The following is a 22383-nucleotide window of genomic DNA, read 5'->3' as shown; positions in this document are numbered from 1 at the left end:
CGGGTGGGCGGGGGAGACGGAGGCCTGACGTCTCCCCGCGACGGTGCACGCCGTTCGGCACGCACCGACGGGCCCTGCCTGCGCCCTCTCCGCGAACGGCCGGCTCAGCCCCGTGGCGTACGCACACCAATGCCGTGGCGTACGCACACCAATGCCGCGTACGCACACCAATTCCGGCAGAGATCACACACGTTGACGTCGGCTGCATGACACTACGATCGAGCATCCCTTTCACGGAGGGCCCGATGAGGGCCAGGTTGACTCTGCATCAGTTGACTCCGCATCAACTGACCAACCTGCTCGATACCGATGAGGAGTTGTGATGGCGCGAGAGCTGGTCTACACGGGGTTCATGTCGCTCGACGGCGTGGTGGACTCACCAGGAGGGAAAGCGGAAGGCCACCGCAGCGGCGGCTGGGTCATGCAGACCGAATTCGTACCGGAGGCCTACTCCCTCAAGGCGGACGAGTTGGCCGAGACGACGGCCCTGATGTTCGGACGCCACAGCTACGACGTGTTCGCGCCGATCTGGCCGGGGTCCGAGGACCACGCCCCCTACCGGGATCTTCCGAAGTACGTCGTCTCGACGTCGCTCACGGACGACGAACTGGTCGACGGATGGGGTCCGATCACGATTCTCCGCTCGATCGAGGACGTCGCCGAGGTCAAGCGGGGCGAGGGCGGGCCGATCTTCATCCACGGGAGCGCGGAACTGGCGCGGCGTCTGGCCGATGCCGACCTGATCGACCGGTACAACCTGCTCGTTTTCCCCGTACTGCTGGGAGCCGGCAAGTCCCTCTTCAGCCGTGAGGACCGGGACCAGCAGAATCTGCGGCTCCGGGAGTCGGAGTCCTACTCGAACGGCGTCACCAAACTCGTCTACGACGTGGTGCGATGACACCCCCGATGCCCCCGACGCCCTGAGCAGCACAGCCCGCCGGCCAGGGGCCCGCAGGCCATGACGACTGCGGGCCCCGGGTGCGCTCAAGCAGTAATCCTGAGCAGTAGCCCTGAGCAGTAGCCCTGAGCAGCAACCCTGAGCCGGTTGGGGCTACTTGCTGTAGTTCTTGCCGATGGGCCTGCCGGGGATCGGCTTGCCGATGAGAGCGACCGGGACGAACAGACAGAAGTGGCCGATCGCCATGGTGAGCGTCCAGATCGCCTCGTCGTCGTAGAGAGCGGATGCCTTGGCGAACAGCTCGTCGGAGACGCGCTCCCCGAACGGGTTCGGGTTGAGGACCGCCTCCACGAGTTCCAGTGCGACCCGTTCGGCGTCGGTGAAGTAGGGGGCGTCCTGCCAGGTCGCCACGGCGGTGATGCGCTTCTCGGTTTCCCCGGCTTTGCGGAGGCTCTCGGTCAGCGGGAGGGCGTGGTACGTGCTGCCGACGATCTGCGCGCCGCGGAGCTGCATCAGGCTGATGACGGTCTGCGGAACCGGCCCGTTCCGGATGCCACCGCGCACAGCTCCGGAGAGCTTCGCCAGCTCGGGAAAGAGGTGGGTGGGGTCGGGCAGACGCGACTCGATGCCGTCCTGCTCCGCCGCCGTGTCAGTGTCGGTCGTCGCCGGTGTGGACATGGCGATGTCTTCCTTCCTGGGTGCCGGATGGTGTCTCACCGCTCCGACAGCACAGGCGCCCGGAATGTGAGGCGGGCACCGACGTCACACCCGACGTCACACTCCGACGTCACATTCAGGGGCGCTGTCTTGTCGTACGGGTGAGGACAGACGCGACCGAGGGAGCCGACGACACCATGACCACCCCGTCCGAGCCGGGAGACGGCCGACCCGACCCGAGCCTGAGCGTGATCATGAGCGAGCGGCGTCAGCTGATCAACCTCGCCTACCGGCTCCTCGGCTCCCTCGCCGAAGCCGAGGACGCCGTGCAGGAGACCTACGCCCGCTGGTACGCCCTGTCCGCACAGGAGCAGCGGGCCATCGAAGCCCCCGGCGCCTGGCTGACCAAGGTCGCCGGCCGTATCTGCCTCAACGTGCTCAGCTCGGCACGGGCCCGACGGGAGCGGTACGTCGGCGACTGGATCCCCGAGCCGCTGCCCGAACCCGCGGAGTGGTCGGGCGGCCGGGCGGGCGGCACCACCGCCGACCCGGCCGACCGCGTCACCCTCGACGAGTCGATCGGCATGGCCTTCCTCGTCGTACTCGAGTCGATGACCCCGGCCGAACGCGTCGCGTTCATCCTCCACGACGTGTTCCGCTACCCCTTCGCGGACGTCGCCGACATCGTCGGCCGTACGCCGGCGGCCTGCCGCCAGCTGGCAACGTCGGCCCGCCGGCGCATCCGCACCTCGCGGACACCCGCGCCCCCGACCGCCCAACAGGCCGCCATCGTCCGGAACTTCAAGCAGGCCTGGGAAGCGAAGGACATCGGCGCCCTCGTCGGTCTCCTCGACCCGGCTGTCACGGCAACCGGCGACGGCGGCGGCCTCGCCACCACCGTGCGCCGCCCGATCCAAGGCGCCGAGCAGCTCGCGCGCGGCCTCGTCGCCCTCACCGGCAGGCTGGCCGACCTGACGATTCTGGAGCGCACCGTCAACGGCCAGCCCGGCCTGGTCGCCCAGCAGAACGGCGTCATCGTGACGGTGTACGCGTTCGACATCGCGGGCGACCGGATCACGCGCATCTGGGCCGTACGCAACCCCGAGAAGCTCCGGCCGTGGACGGTGGGCCACAGCACGGGGACCGAACCGGCCCGACCGCAGCCTTAGCGAGTGTTTGAGATCTCTAGTCGGGCGGCCTGTACGGCTGGATCCTGGTGGTCATGAGGTCTGGCGGGACGGTTCGGCGGTATTGCCGGGAGTGTGGGGTTCCGCTGCCGCCGACGAAGTCGGCGGCAGCGGTGTTCTGCTCGGGTACGTGCAGGTCACGGCGGTGGCGAGCCCTGGAACAGGCACGGCGGCGGGTGGCGGCGATGCAGCGTGGGGACGTGATGACGTGTCCGGTCTGCGCGCGTGAGTGGACGGTGGGGGTCGTGCGCCAGCGGTCGGCGGTGTTCTGTTCCTCGCGGTGCCGCACGCGGGCCTGGCGGTCGAAGGTGTCGCGGAATTCCGTCACGGTGACGCCATAGCCGAACGCCGCAGGTGACACAGGTGCCGCACTGACTTCGCGGAGGAGTGCGGGTGGAGGGCAGTGCGCCTCGTGCGCCCCTGATTCGCACCTGCCGGTGCGCGGGAAAACGGGGCCATTCTGGTCCTGACCTGGGCTGACACCGTTGCGAGCCGACCTTGACCGGTGGTCGGTCCGGCCCGGGGTGAGGTGGTGGGGCCGCGATGGCGGATCGGGTGGGGAACGTCTCCAGGACGCGTTACGAGCAGTTGGTCGCCGACGCGCGGGAGCTCGTCGCGACGGTGGCCCGCGCGCAGTTCGGGCTGGGGGACATCGCGCTGGAGATCGAGCCGCTGAGGCCGGTGGGCGGCTCGATGCCCAACGGGAGCGAGGACTTGTTCACGGTCGAGGAGTCGTTGGCGATCTTCGCCGATGACATCGGGGTGGCGGCCTCGACCGTGAAGGACTGGCGGTGGGTGGCCTCCCGCTGGCCGAAGGCCAAGCGGAAGGAAGGCGTTGCGTTCAGCGTTCACCGGATCCTGGCCTCGATCCGGGAGGACAGCGAGCGGTGGGCACAGATTGAGGACCCTCCGTTCAACCAGCGCACGGGCCGACGAGGTTGGACGAACGACGGGGCGAAACGCCTGGTCGGGCAGCGGGTGGACACGCCGGTCTCGGTCGAGGAGAAGGTACAGGCCGTCACCGATCTCACCCGGGACGACGAGGTCGCCGCCCAGGTCGCGGTGACCCTTCTTCGCCGGCCGGAGGCGGCGGCGACGCTGCCCGCCCCGGAGCGGGTGCGGGTGGTTCAGGAGCTGACCCGGGACGACGAGGTCGCGCAGACGGTGACCGAGGAGTTTCTCCAGCGGCCACGGGTCGCGCGGCAGGCTATGCGCAACAACACGACGCGTTCGGTGGTGAACCGGGCCCAGTTCGACAATTCCGAGGAGACCCGGGGCCGTATTCGTGACCGGGTTCCGGCGGTCCGCCAGATCGAGCACACCATGGAATACCTCGACCTGGTCGGGTCCTGCCACAGTTACGTGGCGACGCTGGGACGGCTGGTCCCTCGGATGCGGGACCAGGAGTTCAGCGAGGACGAACACGAGACGATCCGGCGCGGAATCGCAAAGGTCCGCGGCGCGGCCGACTGGCTGGAGGCCGCCATCGACACCGGCCAGTTCACCCTGGACGAGCAGCTGGCCCAGCTCCTGAAGGGCGACTGACCCGGTGGCACCGCGACGGCGTCGCGGTGAGGGGGCTCTGCCCCTGAGCGAGCACTACGGCGACCTGGTGAGGGTCGCGCTGATGGAGGCCCGGCCGGCCGGACTTCAGACGAAGCAGCTGGTCGCGGCGACGCGGCTCTCCCCTTCGCAGGTCGCGCGGCGAGTGCGGCATCTGCGGGACGTCGGTGCCGCCGAGCACCTGACCCCGATCATCTGGCGCCGGAAGGACGGGTACTTGTTCTCCGACGAGCCCGCGGACTGGATCGCCTACGAGAAGCAGCAGTTCCGTCTCCTGCTCGGCCGGCTCACCCGGATGATCACGGGGACCCTCGACCCGCACCTGGCCCGCTACCCCGACGACGAATGGGCACAGCTGGCATCCGCTCAGCTCACCGGGGTGAGGGCGACACTCTCCCAGCTCTCCAAATAGACCGAACCCGAGATGACCCATGCCCCTCTCCTCGCGCCGGCGCCGCTACCCATCCGACACCTCGGTTGCGGAATGGGCGCTGCTCGAACCGCTGCTGCCCGTCCCGGCCTGCCGGACCAAGGCGGGCGGCAGGCCGGAGAAATGGCACCGCCGCGAAGTCGTCGACGCGATCCGCTACGTCGTCGACAACGGGATCAAGTGGCGAGCGCTGCCCTCCGACTACCCGCCCTGGCAGACCGTCTACTACCACTTCGCCCGCTGGCACCGGCTGGGCGTCGTGGCGTTCCTGCGTGACCAGCTCCGCCGGCAGATCCGCACTGGCCAGGGGCGATGCCCCTGGCCAGTGACGTTGATCGTTGACTCGCAGTCGGTGAAGGGCGCGGAGACTGTCTCCAAGGCCACCCGCGGATTCGACGCAGGGAAAAAGATCAACGGACGCAAGAGACACATCGCGGTCGACACCCTCGGGCTCCCCGTGATGATCACAGTGACTCCCGCCAGCATGACCGACCGCGATGCCGCCCGCGAACTCCTCTGGCGCCTGCGCGTGATGCAACCGCAGATCACCCAGATCTGGGCCGATTCCGCCTACGCCGGCCAGCTCATCAACTGGTCGGGCGACTTCCTGGACATGACCCTCAAGACCGTCTCGCGGCCTCGCGGCGCGAAAGGCTTCGTGGTCCTTCCCCGACGCTGGAAAGTCGAGCGCACCCTTGGCTGGATCATGAAATCCCGCCGGAACGTCCGCGACTACGAACGGCTCCCCCAGCACTCGGAAGCCCATCTGACCTGGGGACTCATCACCCTTATGACCCGCAGGATCACCCGCAAAGGCCCCCGCACCGACTGGTCGAAGAGGACCTGACCACCGGCACAACTTCCGCCGATCGGTGACACGGCCCATGATGCGGTTCATCGCGGTGAGGGTCCTGGCCCGGTTGGCCGAGCCCTACCGTGTGGGTGGAGGAGGCGACGCTGATGGGGTCGTTGATCGGGGAGTTGGAGGTGCGGGAGGCGGCGGCGCGGGCCCGGGTGCGGTCGCCGCCGTCCTCGACGAGTGACGGAACCGCCGGGGCCGCACCGTGCCGGGGGCCGAGCGGGGCGGGCCGCCCACCGGCTAGCATCGCCGAGTTCGTGCCACCCACCGGCCCGGGCATCGCGGCGCGGCGTACAGGGGAGCTGACACGGCATGAGAACGAAGAGCGCAGCGGCGTGGGCGGTAGCGGTGCTGATGCTCGGCGCAGCCGTCGGCGGCTGCGCCGAGCAATCGGACAAGGGACCGTCCGGCAGCAGCGCGAAGCACACGAAGTTCCACCGCGAACCCGAGGACAAGCCTGATTCACGGGTCGTCGAGGCCGACGACGACCACACCGTCCTCGAACTGTCCGACGGCCGGCAGGTGTCCCTCCGCTTCACTCGCCGCGGCCTGGAGGCGCAGCATCGCGACGCCTCTGACGACGCCTGGTCCGCCCGGAAGACGGTCTATGAGACCGGCACCAAACCGTGCGGCGGTATCAGGGCAAAGGCGTACCGGGACACCGTGTGGCTCGCGGCCGGCTTCGGCGCGCACTGCAGGGACGGCGACGAACCGCAAGAAGTGATCGCGGCCGTCGCCACCGGGGACCTCTCCTCCTGGACCACCGACCCGGCCAAAAACACCATCGCCTGGCCGAAGGCCCGCATCCGCGACGATGGCGCCCGAGTGGACTTCGTCGATCCCGGCATGCTGAAAACCACCACGCTGACCTGGCGCAAAGGCTCCGGATTTGCCGGGGTGGCCACGAAGTACAAGCCCATCCACCCCTGGTTCGTGGGCCGGTGGCGAGCCACGGACGGCAGCCAGCAGCTGACCCTCCACCAGGTCGAGCCCGGCAGATGGGCACGCGTGGTCATCGAGTCCCGCACCGGCCCGCGATGCAAGGGCAGCGCCGTTGTCACCGGCATCGACCAGCACGACCTGTCCATGAGCAACTTCAAGCTCGATCAGGGCACCAGGACCGTCAACTGCCCGCCGAAGGAGACCGAGTACTCCTTCGACGTGAAGTCCTCGGACGGCCCGCTGCGCCTACGCAAGATCGGCAACCACCCGAAGACCGTCCTTACCTATGAGCGGGTGGGCTGAGTGCCTGTTCGGGATCCCGCTGCTGATCAAAGACCCCGGGTAGAACCCCGTCATGGGCCCGGATGAACCCAGCGACCAAGAGCTGCCGGACGAGCAGGAAGGGTGGAAGGACAGCCCGGCCCGGCGGTAGTTCTCCGGCCAGCGGTAGGCGACCCAGCGGCGGTTGCGGACCGTCTCATACGGGATGCCGGACTCCTCGGCCAGCAGGTGCAGCGAGGCCGAGACGGTGGGCAGGTCACCGATGGCGGTGGGCGAGCCGCCCGCCGGGCGCATCGGCTCCACCTCCAGCGCGCGGTCTCCGACGACGAACTGGATGCGCCGGTCGGTCTCCATCTCCTCGCGCAGCTCGGCGATGATCTGGTCGAACCGCTCGCGGGTGACCTGGCCTGTCTTCTCGCCGGTCTCGGGCATGGCAGCCACCACCCCACCAGGCGGGCCGGGGCGTCGGCGCGGTGCCGGCGGCGGGGCTCGGCCCGCACGACGCCACCGTCGACCCGCCGCAGTGAAACCGCAAGAATCGACTCCAACTGCCCGATAGAAGGGCGAATCTGACGGGGTGAGTCGTTCACGGTGCCGTCACTGTGACAGCTTGCTGAACGATTCCGCCCGGCGCCGCCAGGCCCGGGTCCGGCACCGGCCGGAGCAGAACACCGCGTCCTTGCGGCGCTCCAGCGAGGCGATCCACGCAGTCCCGCACTCCGGGCACTGCCGCATCCCCGCACCGCGGTGGACGGCCGCCCAGCGCCGCCGGACCCGAAGGCTGAGCTGCCATTGCCTGCAACGACACGTGGCGCAGCAGAACCGCGCGTCCGATCGCGCGTCCAGTGGCAGCCGGTCTCCGCACTGGGACACCGGCGGTCCTGCACCACTCCGAATCCGCCGGACACCTTCTCAGGCTAGGGCTCCGGTCTCTCCGAAGAGCCCCTTCCCAAACAGGCACTGAGCCGCACCGGCCTGCACGGATTCCATACGCCCCACCACGTCGGGCCAGCCCGGCACGATGAGCGCGACGGAGAAGAGTGCCGCCCCTCCCATGACGCTGCGGCGGGACGGGTCCATGTCTCGCCTCCCCAGAGCGACGATTCCCTCACCCCTGACCAGGGCTTCCGGAACAAAGCTCAGCTTGTCTTCAACTCCGGAATCGGACCTTGATGCTGCCCATGGTCTAGCTGGGCTGCTGGGTGATGTTGACCATCCAGGTGATCCCGAACCGGTCGACGAGCGAGCCGGCCTCGTCACCCCATGACTGCTTCTCCAGGGGCAGCGTCACGGTGCCATCGGCGGACAGCCTCTCGAAGTAGTCGCGGAGTTTGGCGGCGTCGCCGTCGCCGTTGAGGAAGACCGCGACGTTGTTGCCCGGGGTGTGGGGCATCTCTTCCCGAACGTCCCAGGCCATCAACGTGTAGCCGTCTGAGGTACGGAGCGTGGCGTGCATGATCTTGTCGGGGTGAGGCACGTCCGGCGAGCCGTATTCGGCGTAGGTGCCCATCTCCAACTGGCCGCCGAGGACGTCCTGATAGAACTCGATCGCGTGCCGTGCGTTCCCGTTGAAGGCGAGGCACGGGTTGAGTTGAGATCCCATCTGATGCTCCTTGGCGTGAGTGATTCGAACGGCTTGAACGTAGCAACGGGCACTGACAACCGTCCGAGCCCTGACCTGCTTGAACCCGCCGCGCTCGTCGTCCCATGCCGGGATGCGGTCGAGTTCGGCGCTCGTGGAGTTCACCAGCCGCCTAGGGAGACCTCCGGTCCAGCGCCGAGATAGTGGTGCAGGGCGCCGGCGGTGGTGTCCACGAACTCCTCGGGGATGGCATCAGTGTCGACCCAACGGACCTGTGCGTGCTTGTGGGGCTCGCGGTTCTCGGGTTCGCCGGTCCACTCATGAGCGGCGAAGACGACGGTCAGGAAGCCGTTGGGTGCTTCGACTCCCCAGGCGCCGTGGATGATGTGGGCGACTTTCAGGGATTCCGGCTTCACCGTCAGGCCGGTCTCCTCGTACAGCTCGCGAACCGCGGTCTCGGTGATCGGTTCGCCGGGTTCGCTCTTGCCGACGGGCAGATCCCACTTGCCCTGGGCGAACTTGGCGTTCTGGCCGCGCTGGAGGAGGACGACGCGGTTGTGGGCTCGGTCGTGGACGACGACAGCGGCGACCAGCAGGGTCATGGATTCGAGGGCGGGCTTGAGGGCATTGGGCTGCTGGTCATCGGTTGTCGGCTGAGCCACGGTGGTCCCTTCGTCGGCCGGGATTGGGGTCTCCCCTGCTCTGGGGGGCACCTCCCGGCGGTAGCTGGGGAGCCGACCCGCTGCGCGTCACGCCGAGAGCGAGGCCGGCGTGACGTGCCGGGCGCGTTCGTAGAGGTCGCGGGCAGTGCCGTTCTTCAGGTGCGGGCGGAGCACCTTGAACATGGTCCGTACGCGGTCGTCGGCCCGTCCCGACTGGACGTTGGGGTAGTCGTCGAGGGCCTGGTTCCAGGTGGCGCAGGCGGCTTCTAGGTGGCCGATCTCGAATTGCCGCTCGGCGAGGGTGCCCCGTTGGTGCATCCGCGTTCGTCGATAGATCGCGGGACGCAGCCGGTCGGCCTGCTGCATCGCCTCAACAGCACCAAGCATGTCACCGAGCTCATAACGCACTTGACTGATGTGGTAGTTGAGCGCTGCGGGATCGTACGAGCCGAGCGCCTTGGCTCGACCCTCCGCCCGGTCCATGGCGGCCTCCGCCTCTCGGATGTACCGCATCGCCCCCGTCCGGTCGCCGGTCTGCGCGGCAGCATGCGCCTGCTGCCCCACGAGAAACGCCTGCATGCGCGGCCCCGCCTTCGGTGACGCGGTGGCGGCGGCATCGGCCAACTCCATGGCCTTTGCCCCATGCCCCAGGTCGACCGCCTGCACGCTCATGCCGCGCAGGGTGGTGCAGTACGTCAGGTGGTCCTCGCCCGCGCCCGCCAGCTCCAGGGCCTTGACGTAGTAGCGCTGCGCGAGACCGTGCAGCCCTTCGTCCACGGCCATGTATCCGGTCAGGTACAGCAGATCCGAGGCCGCGGACAGCATCGCTTTCCGTACGTCGTCAGGTGCGTCGGCCCGTAGATAGGGCGCCACCGTGTTGATGAGGAACGCCGACGCCATCGGCCGTGCGTGCCGCCCGCCGAACTGGTCGTCGAGTTCCGAGATTCGCTCGGTCATGTCACCGACCAGCCGCGCCTCGGGCATGCCGATGCGTTGAGCAGCGCCAGTCCCGGCGGCTTCCATACGCCCCACCACATCGGGCCAGTTCGGCGCGGTCAGCGCGACGGAGAAGAGCGCTGCCCCCATGACGCCGCGGCGGGACGGGTCCATATCTCGCCTCCCCAGGCTGTACTACAAGGACAACTACCCGCCTAAGCACCCAGCAAGTGGCCGTGTTCGTGCAACAGGCTGCGTACCTCGGGCACTTCGGGGAAATCCCGGAGCCGGCGCAGCACGACGCGGGATCGTTCGGCGGCGCGATCGCTGGCCACCTCGGCGGACAGGGTGATGACGTGGCGGGCTTCCTCGGCGGCTTGCTCGTGTTCGTTGGCGTCGGCCAGAGCGATGGCGAGCCACGAGCGGTACAGCGCTACCTCCCGGGCGTGTGTCGCGTCGTACCGGCTGAGTACTTCGGTCAGCAGAGGCACGGCTCGTAGCGGCCGGTGCAGCTCGGTGAAGACCCGAGCGTCCATAACGTCCAGCTCCTCCCCGCACACCCAGTAGGCCCACTGGGGCGCCTGCTCGCTTTCCTGCTCGGACAGGGCCTCGTGTGCCTGCCCGAGTGCGGCGATGGTCGTAGGAGATCAGCAGGATGCCCGGTTCGAATCCCGTTCCGAGAATGACGAAGCTCAGGAGCTGGGAGCCTGTTCAGGCATGCGCAAGGGACGCAGCATGACCGTCAACGGGGGCGAATCCGGAGACGGCTGGGAATTGCCGACTACGCGGTAGCCCCAGCTTGCGTACAGAGTTTGCACCCGGCCATCTTGGTTGGCCGGTGACACCATCAGTGAAACCGCCTCTTCCTCACGCTCGGCTAGCAGAGCGTCGTGGATCCTCTTCGCGATTCCCTGCCGCCGATGTGCCTTGACCACCATCATTTCCTTGACCGCCACCGTCGGCGTCGAGGTGACCTGAACGGAAAGGGTTGGGCTGGTGCGCTTCCACCAACGGTCGTCTGGCGTCAGCGTGTTGACGTAGCCATAGCCGACGGGGTGCTCGTCCTCGTAGGCGATGACGACTTCCCAGCCGGGTTCACGCCCATGACGGGCGAGGCGCTCCGCATATCGCTCCACGGAGTAGTGGGGATTGTGCAGCTGGGCCTTGCGGACGTCAGCGTAGACATCGATCAGTGTGGACCACACGGAGTCGATGTCTCGGGCACGAACCAGCTCGGTCAAGGCGTCCTCCGGGCGTTGGTGAACTCGTTCCACTGTCTCGTCTCGGGACTCCGGGGCGCGACCTCTGAGAGGGCGCGTGTGAAGCTGTTGAGCATCCCCGCGACCCGTGGGTGGTCCATGGAAGATCCGGGAATGGACGTGGCCGTCGCGACGGCAGGTCCCAAGTCCCCCTGCCCGAGCTGGGCGCGCGCAAGACGGGCCGTGGTGATCGCTCGCGAACGCGTCAGGTTCGGCCGCAAGTAGACCAGGCTGCGGTGAGCATGCGCCTCCGCTGTCGCGTAGTCCTGCGCAGCCAGGTAGGCGGCCGTGGCCAGGCTGTGCAACTCGGCCTGGTCGAAGAAGGCGCGCATCCACACAGGGCGCGGTTCATCCGACGCGGCCCGGTCGAAAGCATCCTCAGCCTGCCCCATGCACCGTCGGATCGCAGCGAGATCCCCGTGGACGCCGTGAATGGCGGCGTGCCGAGCGTGCCCGAGCGCCCCAAAGAGCGGGTCACGCCGAACAAGCGTCAGGCGACGAGCCGCATCGTTCGCGGCGAGAGCGTCCACCGGCCGCGCCAAGTGCCGGTACAGAGAACCCGCGTGGGACCAGATACGGAACTGGATCGCTTGGTCCCCGGACATGCCGGCCAGCGAGGATGCGCGGTCGAAGTGCCGCTGCGCCGCGTCGAAGCGCCGCCCGTCGGTCGCTGCCCACATTGCCGAGCTGGTGAATGAGGCCGCCGTGGCGTAGATGGCGTTCTGGATTCGCTGGCTGCACGAGCCCCGCTGGAGCAGGCCCAGGGCCTCACCAGCCAGCCCGAGGGCCTGATTCTCGATGGAGAGGCTGCCGCCTTGTCGGTGATCCTTGGCAATGATCTCGGCGAACTTGGTGTGTAGGCGTTGCACGTCACCCGACCCGATGCGGGTGCGCGCGGCGGCCGGCCGCGCCGCGGTGGCGGCCAAGGCAAGCCCCACAGCGGTCGTCCCAAAAGTGCGACGTTGCACGGCGGAGCCCTCCTGCTCGTCTCCAGACCTGGTCTTGCAGCGCGGTTCGAAGCCGAGTTCTTCGGCCGTGCGTCCCAGCACGCTCTCCAGGGCAATACGGATCTTCGTGTGCGGCCAACTCGTCTTGCCGTGCATCAGGTTGTGCACGGTCCGTACTGACACCTTGCCCGGACTGCCGAAGACTTCTTCGATCACCTCGTTCATGCGCCGGGCTAACTCGACCTGCGTCATGTCGAGATCATCCATGCGCTGCTGCACAGTGATTGCCACCTCGCCAAGCTAACCGTGTCGCCACCTGCCGCTGAAGGCTGAAAGTAAAATTTTCCGGTCCCTCGCAAGCAGGCGTCACCCGATTCTTCATCGCGTCCGCCGGACTTTCGGCGCTCTACTCGAAGCATCGCTTGAGACGGGAAGACGCGAGGAGTGCGTGATGGCGAGTGCGACCACACAGGAACCGAGTCTCGCCGAGGCGCGGGCATTAACCGCCGTCACCGAGGACGTCGGCCTCGGTGGTCATGTGCCGGCCAACGACGTAATCCGCGCGCCCGGCGCCGAAGCAGAGGCGCGCACGCGGCCCCTGATGACGGCCTCCCCGTTCGAGCCTGCCTCCGGGCGCTCTTACGGGGAGGCGCACCACCCACCCCGTCCGGTCGTGAATGCCTTCGCCGACCGCCATGTATTCGGTGCGACTCTCAACACCCGGTGCTGGTCGAGTACTTGAAGAACATGAGAAGACCCCCGCGACCGCGCGAACGGTCCGGGGGCGTGGCCATCAACCCCAGGAGGTTGACGACGTGACACACGTTATCGCGCAGTTGTTCCTGCCGCTCTTACGGCTGCTGTGGCCCGCCAAGGGCCGGCATCGGTCCATCGCCGCCGCGGCGCGCTCCGCCACGCTCGGCGCGCACGTTCCGACCGCGCCGACGCGGTGCGCACCCGCGCTCCGGGGTGAGGACACCCCGCTCGTCCGCCCGTACCTCATCGCCCATGAGCAGCGGATGAAGGTACGGCAACAGCGCGCGCGGCGAAGGGCGTTGTGGTTCGCGGTGCACGGCGTCGACCTCGGGCCGCGCCGGATTCACGGTGTGGAGGTGGCCTGGTGACCGCATCGGGCATGGTGCGGCTCCTGCCGTGGGCGACCCCTGACGGCAAGCCGTGCTTCCTCACGAGTGACGACGCCGACAGCTACGTGAACAAGGTCGCCGACAACATCGAGAGCATCCAACTCGCCATGGGCAGCGACCTGTTGGACCACGCCGCCGACCTGCTCGCCGACCGCAAGGCCACACCGGACCAACTCCACTTCCTGCTCGCCCGGATGACCGAAGCCCTGAGCGACGCACTGCGGGTCGCGGAGAGCCGGGGCGACCGCTTGCCCGAACCCGACGAAGAACGAGCACTTCCCAACGACCGAGAAAGGGAAAACAATGCCTCCCTCACAGATCGCTGAGCGTCGCCCCACAGGTGTCGCGCTCGACGTACCGGAGCTGCGGTTGCCGCTGAGCACCGACGGCCCCGCACTCCTGCCGGAGCTGTCCGAAGGCGACGGGCCGTCCCCGTTCGCGTTCCGCTTCCTCGTACCGGCCCCTACGACGGGCGGCATCCTGCCGTGCGATGTCGCCTACGACGAGGACACCCAGAGGGGCACGTACGAGGGCCTGCCGCCCGGCGTCTACATGACCAAGAACCCGCCGAAGACGTACGGGCCGACGGCGCCGACGGGCCAGATGGACGCTCCGGACGACCCCGGGCCGAGTGACGACTGATGACGGACGCCGGACAGGTTCTCATCCTCGCGGGCCGGTTCGACCCGACCTGTGATCTGGTGGTCGAGGAACTGGACCGGCGTGCCGTGCCCGTCTTCCGGGCGGACATGGCCGAGTTCCCGCTGAGCCTCACACTCGCCGCGAACCTCAGTGGGAATCTCAGCGGGAACCGCTGGCACGGCACGCTGAAGAACGACCGCCGCACCCTCGACATCGCGTCGGTCCGTTCCGTCTACTACCGCCGCCCCACCCGCCCGAGGTTTCCGCAGGGCATGTCCTCCCAGGCGCGTAAAGTCGCCGAGACCGAGGCCCGTTGGGGCTTCGGCGGTCTGCTGTCGGCCCTGCCGTGCCGCTGGCTGCCCCCGCCGGGGAAGGCGGCCGATGCCGAGTACAAGCCGCTGCAGCTCCGTATCGCCGCCGAGGCGGGGCTGAGCGTCCCCCGAACGCTGATCACCAACGACCCTGATGCGGCAAGGGACTTCGCAGCCGGAACCGGCGGACCCGTCGTGTACAAGCCGTTCTTTCACGTGCGTGGCACCGTGCACGGACAGACCGTCGCCGTGTACGCGAACGTCGTCGATCCCGATGACCTGTCACACCCGGACATCGCGACCACGGCCCACCTCTTCCAGGAGTGGGTGCCCAAAGCACACGAGGTCCGGCAGACCGCCGTCGACGGCAGGATCTTCGCCGCCGAGATCCATGCCGACTCCGACGCCGGTCACATCGACTGGCGCAGCGACTACGACAGCCACACGTACAAGATCTGCGAACCGCCCGCCGACGTGGCGGCCGGAGTCCTGCGCGTGCTCGACTGTCTCGGACTCCCGTACGGCGCCTTCGACTTCGTGGTGACCCCGGACGGGGCCTGGCGGTTTCTGGAAGTGAACCCGAGCGGACAGTACGGGTTCATCGAGCAGGCGACCGGACTGCCCATCACGGCCGCGATCTGCGACTACCTGGAAGGAACCGGCTCGTGACGAACATCCTCGACGACGGACAGCGCACTCTCGCCGCTCGCGTCGCCCTCACCCAGCAGATCGAGCGCGGAAGCGTGGTGCTGTCCTCGCGCCTGGCGGGCGCCTTCCTCAACGTCCCCCGCCACCTCTTCGTGCCGGTGTTCTACCGCCGCGACGGCGACCGGTTCATCCCATGGTCCAGCACCGACGGCCACGCGGAGGCCTGGCTCGACGCCGTGTACGCGGACGACTCCCTCATCACCGAAGTGGACGGCGTGCACGCCGAGGACGCGGCCCCCGAGGGCCTGACCGGTGTTCCCACGTCGTCCTCGACGGCGCCGAGCCTCATGGCGGACATGCTCGACGCCCTCGACGTGCACGAGGGGCACGATGTGTTCGAGGCCGGCACCGGCACCGGCTACAACGCCGCCGCGCTGTGCTTCCTCGCCGGGGACAAGCACGTCACCACCGTCGACCGGACGGCATCTCTGACTGCCAGGGCCCGGCCGCGATTGTACGCCGTCGGCTTCGACCCGCTCGTCATCCACGGCGACGGCGCCCGGGACTTCCCGGCGGACGCGACGTACGACCGCATCATCGCCACCGCCTCCGTGTGCCGCGTTCCGCCCGCATGGCTGGCCCGGCTGCGTCCCGGCGGCATCATGGTCGTACCGATCAAGGGCACGCTCGCCGGTGGGATGGTGGCCAGGCTCACCAAGCTCCCCGATGGCTCCGCTGCCGGGTACGTCCTGCACACCCCCGCAGCGTTCATGCCGCTCAGGAGCGGCTCGGAGACGCCCGCACAGGTCTCCGTCGTCCCGGAAGGCCCGTGTGGAGACGGCGAGTTGTCGGCGCGCGTACTGGACGACTGGACGTTCTCGTTCTTCGCGCAGCTCCACCTGCCCCCGGATGTCGTACGCACCTACGGGACGAGTGCTGACGGCCTGCACGTCACGACGTTGTACGACCCGTCCGACGGCTCGACGACCCGCATCGCCGACATGCCCCAGGGACCACCGACGGTCACGTCGACCGGACCCCGCGACCTGTGGCGGCCGATCGCAGCCGCCCACCGACTGTGGGAACAGCTCAACCGGCCCCGCCGCGAGTGGTTCACCATCGAAGCCACTCCGGACGCGCAAGAGGTCAGGTACGCAGCGCCCGGCGGTGCCGTCCACAGGTGGGCCCTGTAGGCGGCGGTGCCCGAGGCGAAGACCGCACACGGATCAGGTCACCGCCCGGGTCACGTAGTAGTCGGAGCAGTGCTTCTGCCAGATCCGCCGAGACTTGATCGCCTTGTCAGGGTCGTCCTTCGGCCGGTCCGTGAGCCTGTCCTCGCTCAATGCCCTGGCGAAGCGTGCGGAAATGTCGGCGTCGGTAAGGAGAGCGGCCCGCAGAGGCCGGTCGTCGGTCACCTTCGCCGCTGCACGCATCTCGCTCGCGTGGGCGTAGTAGACGGTGGCTTCATCGTCAGGATGCGATGCCTTGTGGAGCAGTCCGTCGGCGGTCCAAGCCAGTTCGCACGCCTTCTTGTCCGGCACGATGAGGTCCTGGATCATGCCCAGCCCGCCGGCGCCGGCGAAGAGCGCGAGGGCTGCCCCGCCGCTGAGCCATGCCGCTGCCTTGGTGCCCTTGCGCATCCCACGTCCCCCGTGCGGTCGATCGTTCGGTCGTGGACCCGGACCTCAACTGGCATGCAGGCGTGGTGAGTCCGCCAGCAATATGCGCGCCGCCACGCGCATCCTGCAAGTGCCGGCGCGGGGGTGACGGCCGAGGGGGTGGTCATCCCCTAAGACGCCATTTCGTTTGGTGTGATCTTGCGGCAGTCTGGTGTGGTGACGACTGGGCTTGTGCAGCGGATGGTGCCGGACGGCTTGTGGGAGTTGTTCGAACGCGTGGTGCCGCCGGCGCCGGAACGTCCTCAGGGCGGTGGCCGGCGTCGGCATGGGGATCGGGAGGTGCTGGCTGCGATCATCTTCGTGGCCACCTCTGGGTGCACCTGGAACCAGCTCCCGCCCGGCTTCGGCCCCTCCGGAGTGACGGCGTTCCGGCGCTTCACGGAGTGGTCGCAGGCCCGGGTGTGGGCCAAGCTGCACCGTCTGGTCCTGGATGAACTCGGCGCCCGCGGCGAGTTGGACTGGTCGAGGTGCGCGATCGATTCCGTGAGCGTCAGGGCCCTCAAAGGGGGCCGTTGACGGGACCGAATCCGACCGATCGTGGCAAGCCAGGATCGAAAATCCACCTGATCGTCGACCGCAACGGCCTGCCCATCTCGATAGGCATCTCGGCCGCCAACGACCACGACAGCCAAGCCCTGATCCCGCTGATGCGAGGGATACCACCGATCCGCTCCCGCTTCGGCCCCCGTCGCCGCCGCCCCGCTAAGCTCCACGGCGACAAGGGCTACGACTACGACCACCTGCGCAACTGGCTGCGACGACGACAGATCGTGCCCCGCATCGCGCGGCGCGGAATCGAAGCCTCCGATCGACTGGGCCGGCACCGCTGGGTGGTCGAGCGAACGATGTCCTGGCTGAACGGATGCCGACGCCTGCACCGCCGCTACGAACGCAAGCCTGAGCACTTCCTCGCCTTCGTCGGCATCGCCAGCACCCTGATCTGCTACCGCCGCATCATCAAATGAAATGGCGTCTTACGGCGAGCGGCCAAGGTGTACCGCTCAATGCGGTGTGGAGCGGGGCTGCCAGTGCGCACCGAGCAGAGTTGAACATGTTCAACTTTCGTGGCAGCGTGAGCGCTTGACGATCTGGTGTGCGAAGCAACCGGGGTTTGACGTACGCAAGGGGGAGTCATGCGTGATGAACGAGGGCGAGTCGCTGCGGGGTTGCGTGGAGTGGTCTTGGCGGTCGCGGTGTTGACGCTGGCCACGGGGTGCATATGGCAGCCACAGACACTGGCTCGGGCCGACATCGTAGGCACCTGGACCGAGGGCGATACCGGGACCCTGCTCTTCAAGGACGACGGCACCGTCGTCGTAACCAACCTTGCCGAGTTCAATAACGACGGCGACAAGGTGTCGGAGTGCAGCGGCACCGGCGAGTGGGGCGCGTATCCCGACGACAAGGAAGCGGAGAAGGTGTGGACCACCGTCTGCGACGGCAACCCGTGGGAATTCGGCGGCTCGAAGGCGCATCCGAAGATGCGGCGCAGCGTGGGAGATCCTGATAGCGGGGACGACCAAACCCTCAGCCGCAAGTAGCGGAAGCCGCCCGGCGCGTCCAGCCCGCCATCCAGGTGCACCCAGAGGTGGCCACGAAGATGATCGCAGCCAGCACCTCCCGATCCCCATGCCGACGCCGGCCACCGCCCTGAGGACGTTCCGGCGCCGGCGGCACCACGCGTTCGAACAACTCCCACAAGCCGTCCGGCACCATCCGCTGCACAAGCCCAGTCGTCACCACACCAGACTGCCGCAAGATCACACCAAACGAAATGGCGTCTAAGGACGACCGCCCAAAGCCACCCCCACCCGCTCAAGAGCCGTCCCAAGAACCTCCGCCGACGTAGCGAACGACAACCGAACGTACCCCTCACCCCCCGGCCCGAACGCCGAGCCCGGCATCAGGGCGACCCCCGTCTCCTTCAGGACCCACTGGGCGAACGACGACGAGTCGGTGAAGCCCGTGCCGCGGATGTCGGCGAAGGCGTAGAACGCGCCGTCCGGGGGTGAACAGGTCACCCCCGGCAGGGAGTTGAGGCCGTCCACCACCAGGTCGCGGCGGGTCGCGTACTGGCGGGTCATCTCCTCGACCGGGTCCTGTGGGCCCGTGAGTGCCGCGATGCCGCCGCGCTGCACGAACGAACCCGTGCAACCCACCGTGTGCTGCGCGACCTTGAGAAGTTCGGTCATGAGGTCGGTGGGGCCGGCCGCGTAGCCCAGGCGCCAGCCGGTCATCGCGTAGCCCTTGGAGAAGCCGTTCACCGTGATCGTGCGGTCGGCGCAGCTGGGGAGGGCGGCGAGGCTGCGGTGTTCCGTGCCGTCGTACAGGATCTTCTCGTAGATCTCGTCGGCGATCAGCAGTACGTCGTGCTCGACCGCGAACTGGCTGATGACGCGCGCCTCTTCGGCGGTCAGGGCCCGGCCGGTGGGGTTGTTGGGGGAGTTCACCAGGAGTGCTTTGGTACGGGGGGTGACGTGGGCTTCCAGGAGCTCGCGGGTGATCCGGAAACCGTTGCCGCCGTCGAGCGCCACCTGCACCGGACGCGCGCCGATCAGCCGCGCCATCGCCGTATAGCTGACCCAGCTCGGGGTCGGGACCAGGAGTTCGTCGCCGGGGTCCAGGACCGTGAGCAGCGCGGCGAACAGCGCGTGCTTCGCGGACGGGGTGACGACGATGTCGCTCGCCGGGTCGGCCATGACGCCGTTGTCCTTGGCGAGCTTCTGGGCGATGGCCTCCAGGAGCGCGGGCACACCGCGGCTCGGGGTGTAGTGCGTGAACCCTTCACGCAGCGCGCCCACCGCCTCGTCCACGACATGCTCCGGCGTGTCGAAGTCCGGTTCGCCGCCGCCCAGGTCGAACACCTCCACGCCCTGCGCGCGCAGCTCCGCGACCAGGTCGAAGACGGCGTACGTCGCCGACGCCCCCACGGTGCTGAAACGGGACGCTGCCCGGTTGCTCATGCCCCTACCCATTTTCCTCCGACTCCCTTCTCTGATACGTGAGTTGACGATCATTCACGCGTGGCCGGCGGCAGCGCGTCCGCGACCGTCGTGACCGTGGCGATACGGGAAAGCACCTTGAGCGCCGCCTCGTGGATCTCCGCGTCCCCGGCGAGCGTCGCGTCCTCGAGGACCCGTACCCGGTAGTCGCGGTCGTGGGCGGCCTGTGCCGTGGTCAGTACGACCAGTTCGGTGGAGACCCCGGTGAGCAGCAGCGTGTCGATCTCCTGGGTGCGCAGAAGGACTTCGAGGTTCGTGCCGTGGAAGGGGCTGATGCGGTGCTTGGCGACCACCGGCTCCCCGGGCGCGGGTGCGAGCGCCTCGTGGACCTGTGTCGCCCAGGTGCCGAGCAGCAGCCGCTCGTCGGCCTTGGCCTTCTCGAAGACCGGTGAACTCGCGGGCCATTGCGCGTAGTTGTCGCTGAACCCGACCACGACATAGATCACCGGTATGCCCGCCGCGCGGGCCCGCGCGATGGCCTCGGCGGTGTGCTCGATGACGCCCCGGTCGCGGGCCTCGGCGTAGTAGCCGTCCGCCGCGTACTTGCCGTCGGGGTGCACGATCTCGTTGATGAGGTCCAGTACGAGCAGCGCCGGGCGCCCGCCCTGCTCCCGCCCGCCCTGCTCCCGCTCGGGCTGCTGATCCTTACTCATTTCCCTCTTCCCTTCGTCGTGGCCTTCGTCGTGGCCTTCGTCGTGGCCTTCGCCGTGGAATTGCATGAACAACTCTCATGTGATGCATCAATAAACCCGTCTTGAACTGTAGATACAGCCGCTCATATCTTTTAGGAACAGCGAGACGGGTACCGATTGTTGAAAGGTCGTGTAGATAAATGAAGGTGGCAATAGTCGGCAGTGGCCCCAGGGGACTTTCCGTCCTGGAGCGCATGGCGGCCCGCCTCGCCGCAAGCCCGGTCGACGAGGCCACGGACATCTACCTCATCGACTCCCACCAGATCGGCAGCGGCCGCATCTGGCGCACTGACCAGCCGGAATGGTTCCTGATGAACACGGTGGCCGACGAGGTGTCCGCGTTCTCCGGACAGCCGGACGGCGGCCCCGCACGGCCCGGCGCGGGCCCCTCGCTCGCCCAGTGGTGGAGCGCCGAGGAACCGGCGAAGTACCCCGGGCCCAACAGCTATGCGCCGCGCGCCCTGCACGGCCGCTATATGCAGTTCATTCTCAGGACCATTGAGGAAAACCTCCCCGAAAATGTTCGGCTGATACCCGTCAAGGCGACGGTCGACGCACTGACGCGGACCGCGGACGGATATCACCTCACCCTCAGGGAAGGCGCCCACCTCACCGCCGACCGGGTCGTCCTGACCACCGGCCACACCACCCCCGAACTCACCGGCAACCAGCGCCGCCTTGCCGCCTTCGCCGAGCAGCACCCGCAACTGCGCTACATCGCGGGCGACTCGGCCGCCGACATGCCCCTCGACAGCGCCCCGGCAGGCTCGACCGTCGGTGTCCTCGGCCTCGGCCTGTCCTTCTACGACGTGATGGCCGCGCTCACCGAGGGCCGCGGCGGCATCTTCGAGGACGACGGGAACGGCGGGCTCGTCTACCGGCCCAGCGGCGACGAACCGGTGATCGTCGCCGGTTCGCGCAGCGCGATGCCGCTGCCGGCCCGCGGCCGCAACCAGAAACACCACGACTACCGCTACGACCACGCGCTGTTCACGACGGAACGCATCCTCGCGCACAGCCGCCACGGCGAGATCTCCTTCGCCGATGACGCCGTGCCGTGGCTGCTCGCCGAGGTCGAACTCGTCTACTACGCCACGACGTTGACGTCCCGGTACGGGCCCGGCAAGTCCGCCGCGTTCGAGGCCGAAGTGGTCGCCGCCGCCGAGGCCGGGGTGCCCGACGTCGTCGCCATCGCCGCCGGGTACGGGCTCGACGACGTGCCCCGTATCGACCTGGACGGTCAGGCCCGCCCGTTCGCCGGACGGCACTTCGACAGCCCCGAGCACTTCGAGCGGGCCCTCACCGACGCCCTCGCCGCCGACCTGGCGCACGCCGAGGCGGGCAACGTCGACGACCCGCTGAAGGCCGCCCTCGACGTCATCCGTGACTCCCGTGCCGTGATCCGCGCCCTCGTGGACTTCGCCGGCCTCACCCCGACCTCGCACCGCGAGGACTTCCTCGGCTGGTACGTGCCGCGCAGCTCGTTCCTCGCCGCGGGCCCGCCCCGCAGCCGCCTCCAGCAGGTCACCGCGCTCCTCGACTGCGGCCTGCTGCGCATCGCCGGGCCCGACACCCGCTTCCTGCCGGACGCCGCCTCGGGACGCTTCGCCGTGCACTCGCCGTACGTGGCGGGCTCCAAGGTCCTTGTCGACACCGTCGTCGACGCCCGCATCCCCACACCCGACGTGCGCCTCGACCCGCACCCGCTGACCCGCAGCCTGCGCGAGCAGGGCATCTGGACGTCGTACGTCAACCACGGCGCGGACGGCGACCGCTTCGACACCGGCGGTGTCGCCGTGACCGAGGCACCCTTCCACCCGGTGGACAACGCGGGCACACCCGACGAGGGCCTGTACGTCCTCGGCATCCCCACCGAGCACACCCGCTGGTTCATGCAGGGCGGCAGCAGCAGGCCCGGCTTCTGGACGGACTTCGTGCAGAACGCTGACGCGATCGCGGCTGATGTGACGGCGCCCGTCCTCGCCACCTCCGCGCCGGTCCAACTGGGCGTCTAGGCACGCCTGTTGAGACCTGGCGCCCGCTCCACCCGACCTCTCCGA

Annotated in this window: 25 protein-coding genes and 3 pseudogenes; 14 read left to right on the top strand and 14 right to left on the bottom strand. The window is 68.4% G+C overall.

Features of this window, described 5'->3' with window-relative positions; translation table 11 throughout:
• The first annotated feature begins 322 nt into the window (after window positions 1-322).
• The gene (locus tag GUY60_RS04205) at window positions 323-898 is read left to right on the top strand and encodes a dihydrofolate reductase family protein (RefSeq protein WP_161693845.1); all 576 of its coding nucleotides are present in this window, start codon (window positions 323-325) and stop codon (window positions 896-898) included.
• A 153-nt stretch (window positions 899-1051) separates the two neighbouring features.
• On the opposite strand, the gene GUY60_RS04200 is transcribed toward GUY60_RS04205, so the two are convergent.
• The gene (locus tag GUY60_RS04200; RefSeq protein WP_161693843.1) at window positions 1052-1576 is read right to left on the bottom strand and encodes a carboxymuconolactone decarboxylase family protein; all 525 of its coding nucleotides are present in this window, start codon (window positions 1574-1576) and stop codon (window positions 1052-1054) included.
• A 176-nt stretch (window positions 1577-1752) separates the two neighbouring features.
• Here GUY60_RS04200 and sigJ point away from each other — a divergent pair, with 176 nt between their 5' ends.
• Window positions 1753-2724: an RNA polymerase sigma factor SigJ gene (sigJ, locus tag GUY60_RS04195; RefSeq protein ID WP_161693841.1), complete on the top strand. Its 972-nt coding sequence runs from the start codon at window positions 1753-1755 to the stop codon at window positions 2722-2724.
• A 16-nt stretch (window positions 2725-2740) separates the two neighbouring features.
• Here sigJ and GUY60_RS04190 read toward each other — a convergent pair whose 3' ends face one another.
• Complete coding sequence (locus tag GUY60_RS04190) at window positions 2741-3070, bottom strand: hypothetical protein (protein ID WP_161693839.1); 330 nt, start codon at window positions 3068-3070, stop codon at window positions 2741-2743.
• A 215-nt stretch (window positions 3071-3285) separates the two neighbouring features.
• Here GUY60_RS04190 and GUY60_RS04185 point away from each other — a divergent pair, with 215 nt between their 5' ends.
• From GUY60_RS04185 to GUY60_RS04170, 4 genes are all read left to right on the top strand, one after another.
• Window positions 3286-4287 carry a DUF6192 family protein gene (locus GUY60_RS04185; protein ID WP_161693837.1) on the top strand — a complete coding sequence of 334 codons (1002 nt, stop codon included), beginning with the start codon at window positions 3286-3288 and terminating at the stop codon, window positions 4285-4287.
• Window positions 4288-4291: 4 nt separating this feature from the next.
• Window positions 4292-4717 carry a hypothetical protein gene (locus GUY60_RS04180; RefSeq protein WP_161693835.1) on the top strand — a complete coding sequence of 142 codons (426 nt, stop codon included), beginning with the start codon at window positions 4292-4294 and terminating at the stop codon, window positions 4715-4717.
• A 19-nt stretch (window positions 4718-4736) separates the two neighbouring features.
• Window positions 4737-5582: an IS5 family transposase gene (locus GUY60_RS04175; protein WP_161693833.1), complete on the top strand. Its 846-nt coding sequence runs from the start codon at window positions 4737-4739 to the stop codon at window positions 5580-5582.
• A gap of 324 nt (window positions 5583-5906) precedes the next feature.
• Window positions 5907-6839, top strand: a complete 933-nt coding sequence (locus GUY60_RS04170; RefSeq protein ID WP_161693831.1) for a hypothetical protein — start codon at window positions 5907-5909, stop codon at window positions 6837-6839.
• On the opposite strand, the gene GUY60_RS04165 is transcribed toward GUY60_RS04170, so the two are convergent.
• The 8 genes and pseudogenes from GUY60_RS04165 to GUY60_RS04135 all read right to left on the bottom strand — a co-directional run bounded on the left by GUY60_RS04165 (window position 6783) and on the right by GUY60_RS04135 (window position 12483).
• Entirely contained in the window at window positions 6783-7250 is a 468-nt protein-coding gene (locus GUY60_RS04165) for a hypothetical protein (protein ID WP_161693829.1), read from the bottom strand. The genes GUY60_RS04170 and GUY60_RS04165 overlap by 57 nt on opposite strands.
• Window positions 7251-7781: 531 nt before the next feature.
• A pseudogene (locus GUY60_RS38780) lies at window positions 7782-7928 on the bottom strand (tetratricopeptide repeat protein); the annotation flags it as partial.
• A 76-nt stretch (window positions 7929-8004) separates the two neighbouring features.
• Complete coding sequence (locus GUY60_RS04160) at window positions 8005-8421, bottom strand: VOC family protein (RefSeq protein ID WP_161693828.1); 417 nt, start codon at window positions 8419-8421, stop codon at window positions 8005-8007.
• Between the two features lie 140 nt (window positions 8422-8561).
• Window positions 8562-9062, bottom strand: a complete 501-nt coding sequence (locus tag GUY60_RS04155; RefSeq protein ID WP_187369926.1) for an NUDIX domain-containing protein — start codon at window positions 9060-9062, stop codon at window positions 8562-8564.
• An 87-nt stretch (window positions 9063-9149) separates the two neighbouring features.
• Window positions 9150-10187, bottom strand: a pseudogene (locus GUY60_RS04150) (NsdA family TPR-like regulatory protein); the annotation flags it as partial.
• Between the two features lie 26 nt (window positions 10188-10213).
• Complete coding sequence (locus GUY60_RS04145; protein ID WP_512700829.1) at window positions 10214-10633, bottom strand: NsdA family TPR-like regulatory protein; 420 nt, start codon at window positions 10631-10633, stop codon at window positions 10214-10216.
• A 57-nt stretch (window positions 10634-10690) separates the two neighbouring features.
• Window positions 10691-11239: a GNAT family N-acetyltransferase gene (locus GUY60_RS04140; RefSeq protein WP_161693822.1), complete on the bottom strand. Its 549-nt coding sequence runs from the start codon at window positions 11237-11239 to the stop codon at window positions 10691-10693.
• Window positions 11236-12483, bottom strand: coding sequence for an NsdA family TPR-like regulatory protein (locus tag GUY60_RS04135; protein WP_312866178.1), 1248 nt, complete (start codon window positions 12481-12483; stop codon window positions 11236-11238). Before GUY60_RS04135 ends, GUY60_RS04140 begins: the two co-directional genes overlap by 4 nt.
• A gap of 536 nt (window positions 12484-13019) precedes the next feature.
• Between GUY60_RS04135 and GUY60_RS04130 the strand changes: the two genes are divergently transcribed.
• The 5 genes from GUY60_RS04130 to GUY60_RS04110 are packed head-to-tail and all read left to right on the top strand — an operon-like array spanning window position 13020 to window position 16143.
• A complete protein-coding gene (locus GUY60_RS04130) occupies window positions 13020-13328 on the top strand; it encodes a hypothetical protein (RefSeq protein ID WP_161693820.1) in 309 nt (102 codons plus the stop codon).
• Window positions 13325-13675, top strand: coding sequence for a hypothetical protein (locus tag GUY60_RS04125; protein WP_312866177.1), 351 nt, complete (start codon window positions 13325-13327; stop codon window positions 13673-13675). Before GUY60_RS04130 ends, GUY60_RS04125 begins: the two co-directional genes overlap by 4 nt.
• A complete protein-coding gene (locus GUY60_RS04120) occupies window positions 13653-13991 on the top strand; it encodes a hypothetical protein (protein WP_246234264.1) in 339 nt (112 codons plus the stop codon). Before GUY60_RS04125 ends, GUY60_RS04120 begins: the two co-directional genes overlap by 23 nt.
• Window positions 13991-14971, top strand: a complete 981-nt coding sequence (tgmB, locus tag GUY60_RS04115) for an ATP-grasp ribosomal peptide maturase (RefSeq protein WP_161693818.1) — start codon at window positions 13991-13993, stop codon at window positions 14969-14971. Before GUY60_RS04120 ends, tgmB begins: the two co-directional genes overlap by 1 nt.
• Window positions 14968-16143 carry a methyltransferase domain-containing protein gene (locus GUY60_RS04110; RefSeq protein WP_161693816.1) on the top strand — a complete coding sequence of 392 codons (1176 nt, stop codon included), beginning with the start codon at window positions 14968-14970 and terminating at the stop codon, window positions 16141-16143. The genes tgmB and GUY60_RS04110 overlap by 4 nt, the downstream gene beginning before the upstream one ends.
• A gap of 33 nt (window positions 16144-16176) precedes the next feature.
• On the opposite strand, the gene GUY60_RS04105 is transcribed toward GUY60_RS04110, so the two are convergent.
• Window positions 16177-16590, bottom strand: a complete 414-nt coding sequence (locus GUY60_RS04105; RefSeq protein WP_161693814.1) for a hypothetical protein — start codon at window positions 16588-16590, stop codon at window positions 16177-16179.
• 219 nt (window positions 16591-16809) lie between these two features.
• Between GUY60_RS04105 and GUY60_RS04100 the strand changes: the two genes are divergently transcribed.
• Window positions 16810-17594 (top strand): IS5 family transposase gene (locus tag GUY60_RS04100; RefSeq protein WP_161693860.1). Its coding sequence is split into 2 segments (ribosomal slippage): window positions 16810-17143 and window positions 17143-17594, totalling 786 coding nucleotides; the frame shifts between segments, so codons are not numbered across the junction.
• Window positions 17595-17810: 216 nt separating this feature from the next.
• Window positions 17811-18170, top strand: coding sequence for a hypothetical protein (locus GUY60_RS04095; RefSeq protein ID WP_161693812.1), 360 nt, complete (start codon window positions 17811-17813; stop codon window positions 18168-18170).
• A 31-nt stretch (window positions 18171-18201) separates the two neighbouring features.
• Here the strand turns inward: GUY60_RS04095 and GUY60_RS04090 are convergent.
• The 3 genes and pseudogenes from GUY60_RS04090 to GUY60_RS04080 form a co-directional block, all read right to left on the bottom strand.
• Window positions 18202-18369: pseudogene (locus GUY60_RS04090) on the bottom strand (transposase); the annotation flags it as partial.
• A 41-nt stretch (window positions 18370-18410) separates the two neighbouring features.
• The gene (locus tag GUY60_RS04085) at window positions 18411-19592 is read right to left on the bottom strand and encodes a pyridoxal phosphate-dependent aminotransferase (RefSeq protein ID WP_161693810.1); all 1182 of its coding nucleotides are present in this window, start codon (window positions 19590-19592) and stop codon (window positions 18411-18413) included.
• Window positions 19593-19642: 50 nt separating this feature from the next.
• Window positions 19643-20284 (bottom strand): cysteine hydrolase family protein, encoded by a 642-nt coding sequence (locus GUY60_RS04080; protein WP_161693808.1) that lies wholly within the window; start codon window positions 20282-20284, stop codon window positions 19643-19645.
• Between the two features lie 179 nt (window positions 20285-20463).
• Here GUY60_RS04080 and GUY60_RS04075 point away from each other — a divergent pair, with 179 nt between their 5' ends.
• Entirely contained in the window at window positions 20464-22338 is a 1875-nt protein-coding gene (locus GUY60_RS04075) for an FAD/NAD(P)-binding protein (protein WP_161693806.1), read from the top strand.
• Window positions 22339-22383 lie beyond the last annotated feature (45 nt).

It is taken from the genome of Streptomyces boluensis (assembly GCF_009908195.1).
Lineage (GTDB): Bacteria > Actinomycetota > Actinomycetes > Streptomycetales > Streptomycetaceae > Streptomyces > Streptomyces boluensis.
Note: the sequence above shows the minus strand (reverse complement) of the source record. Positions and strands in the feature narration are given on the sequence as shown.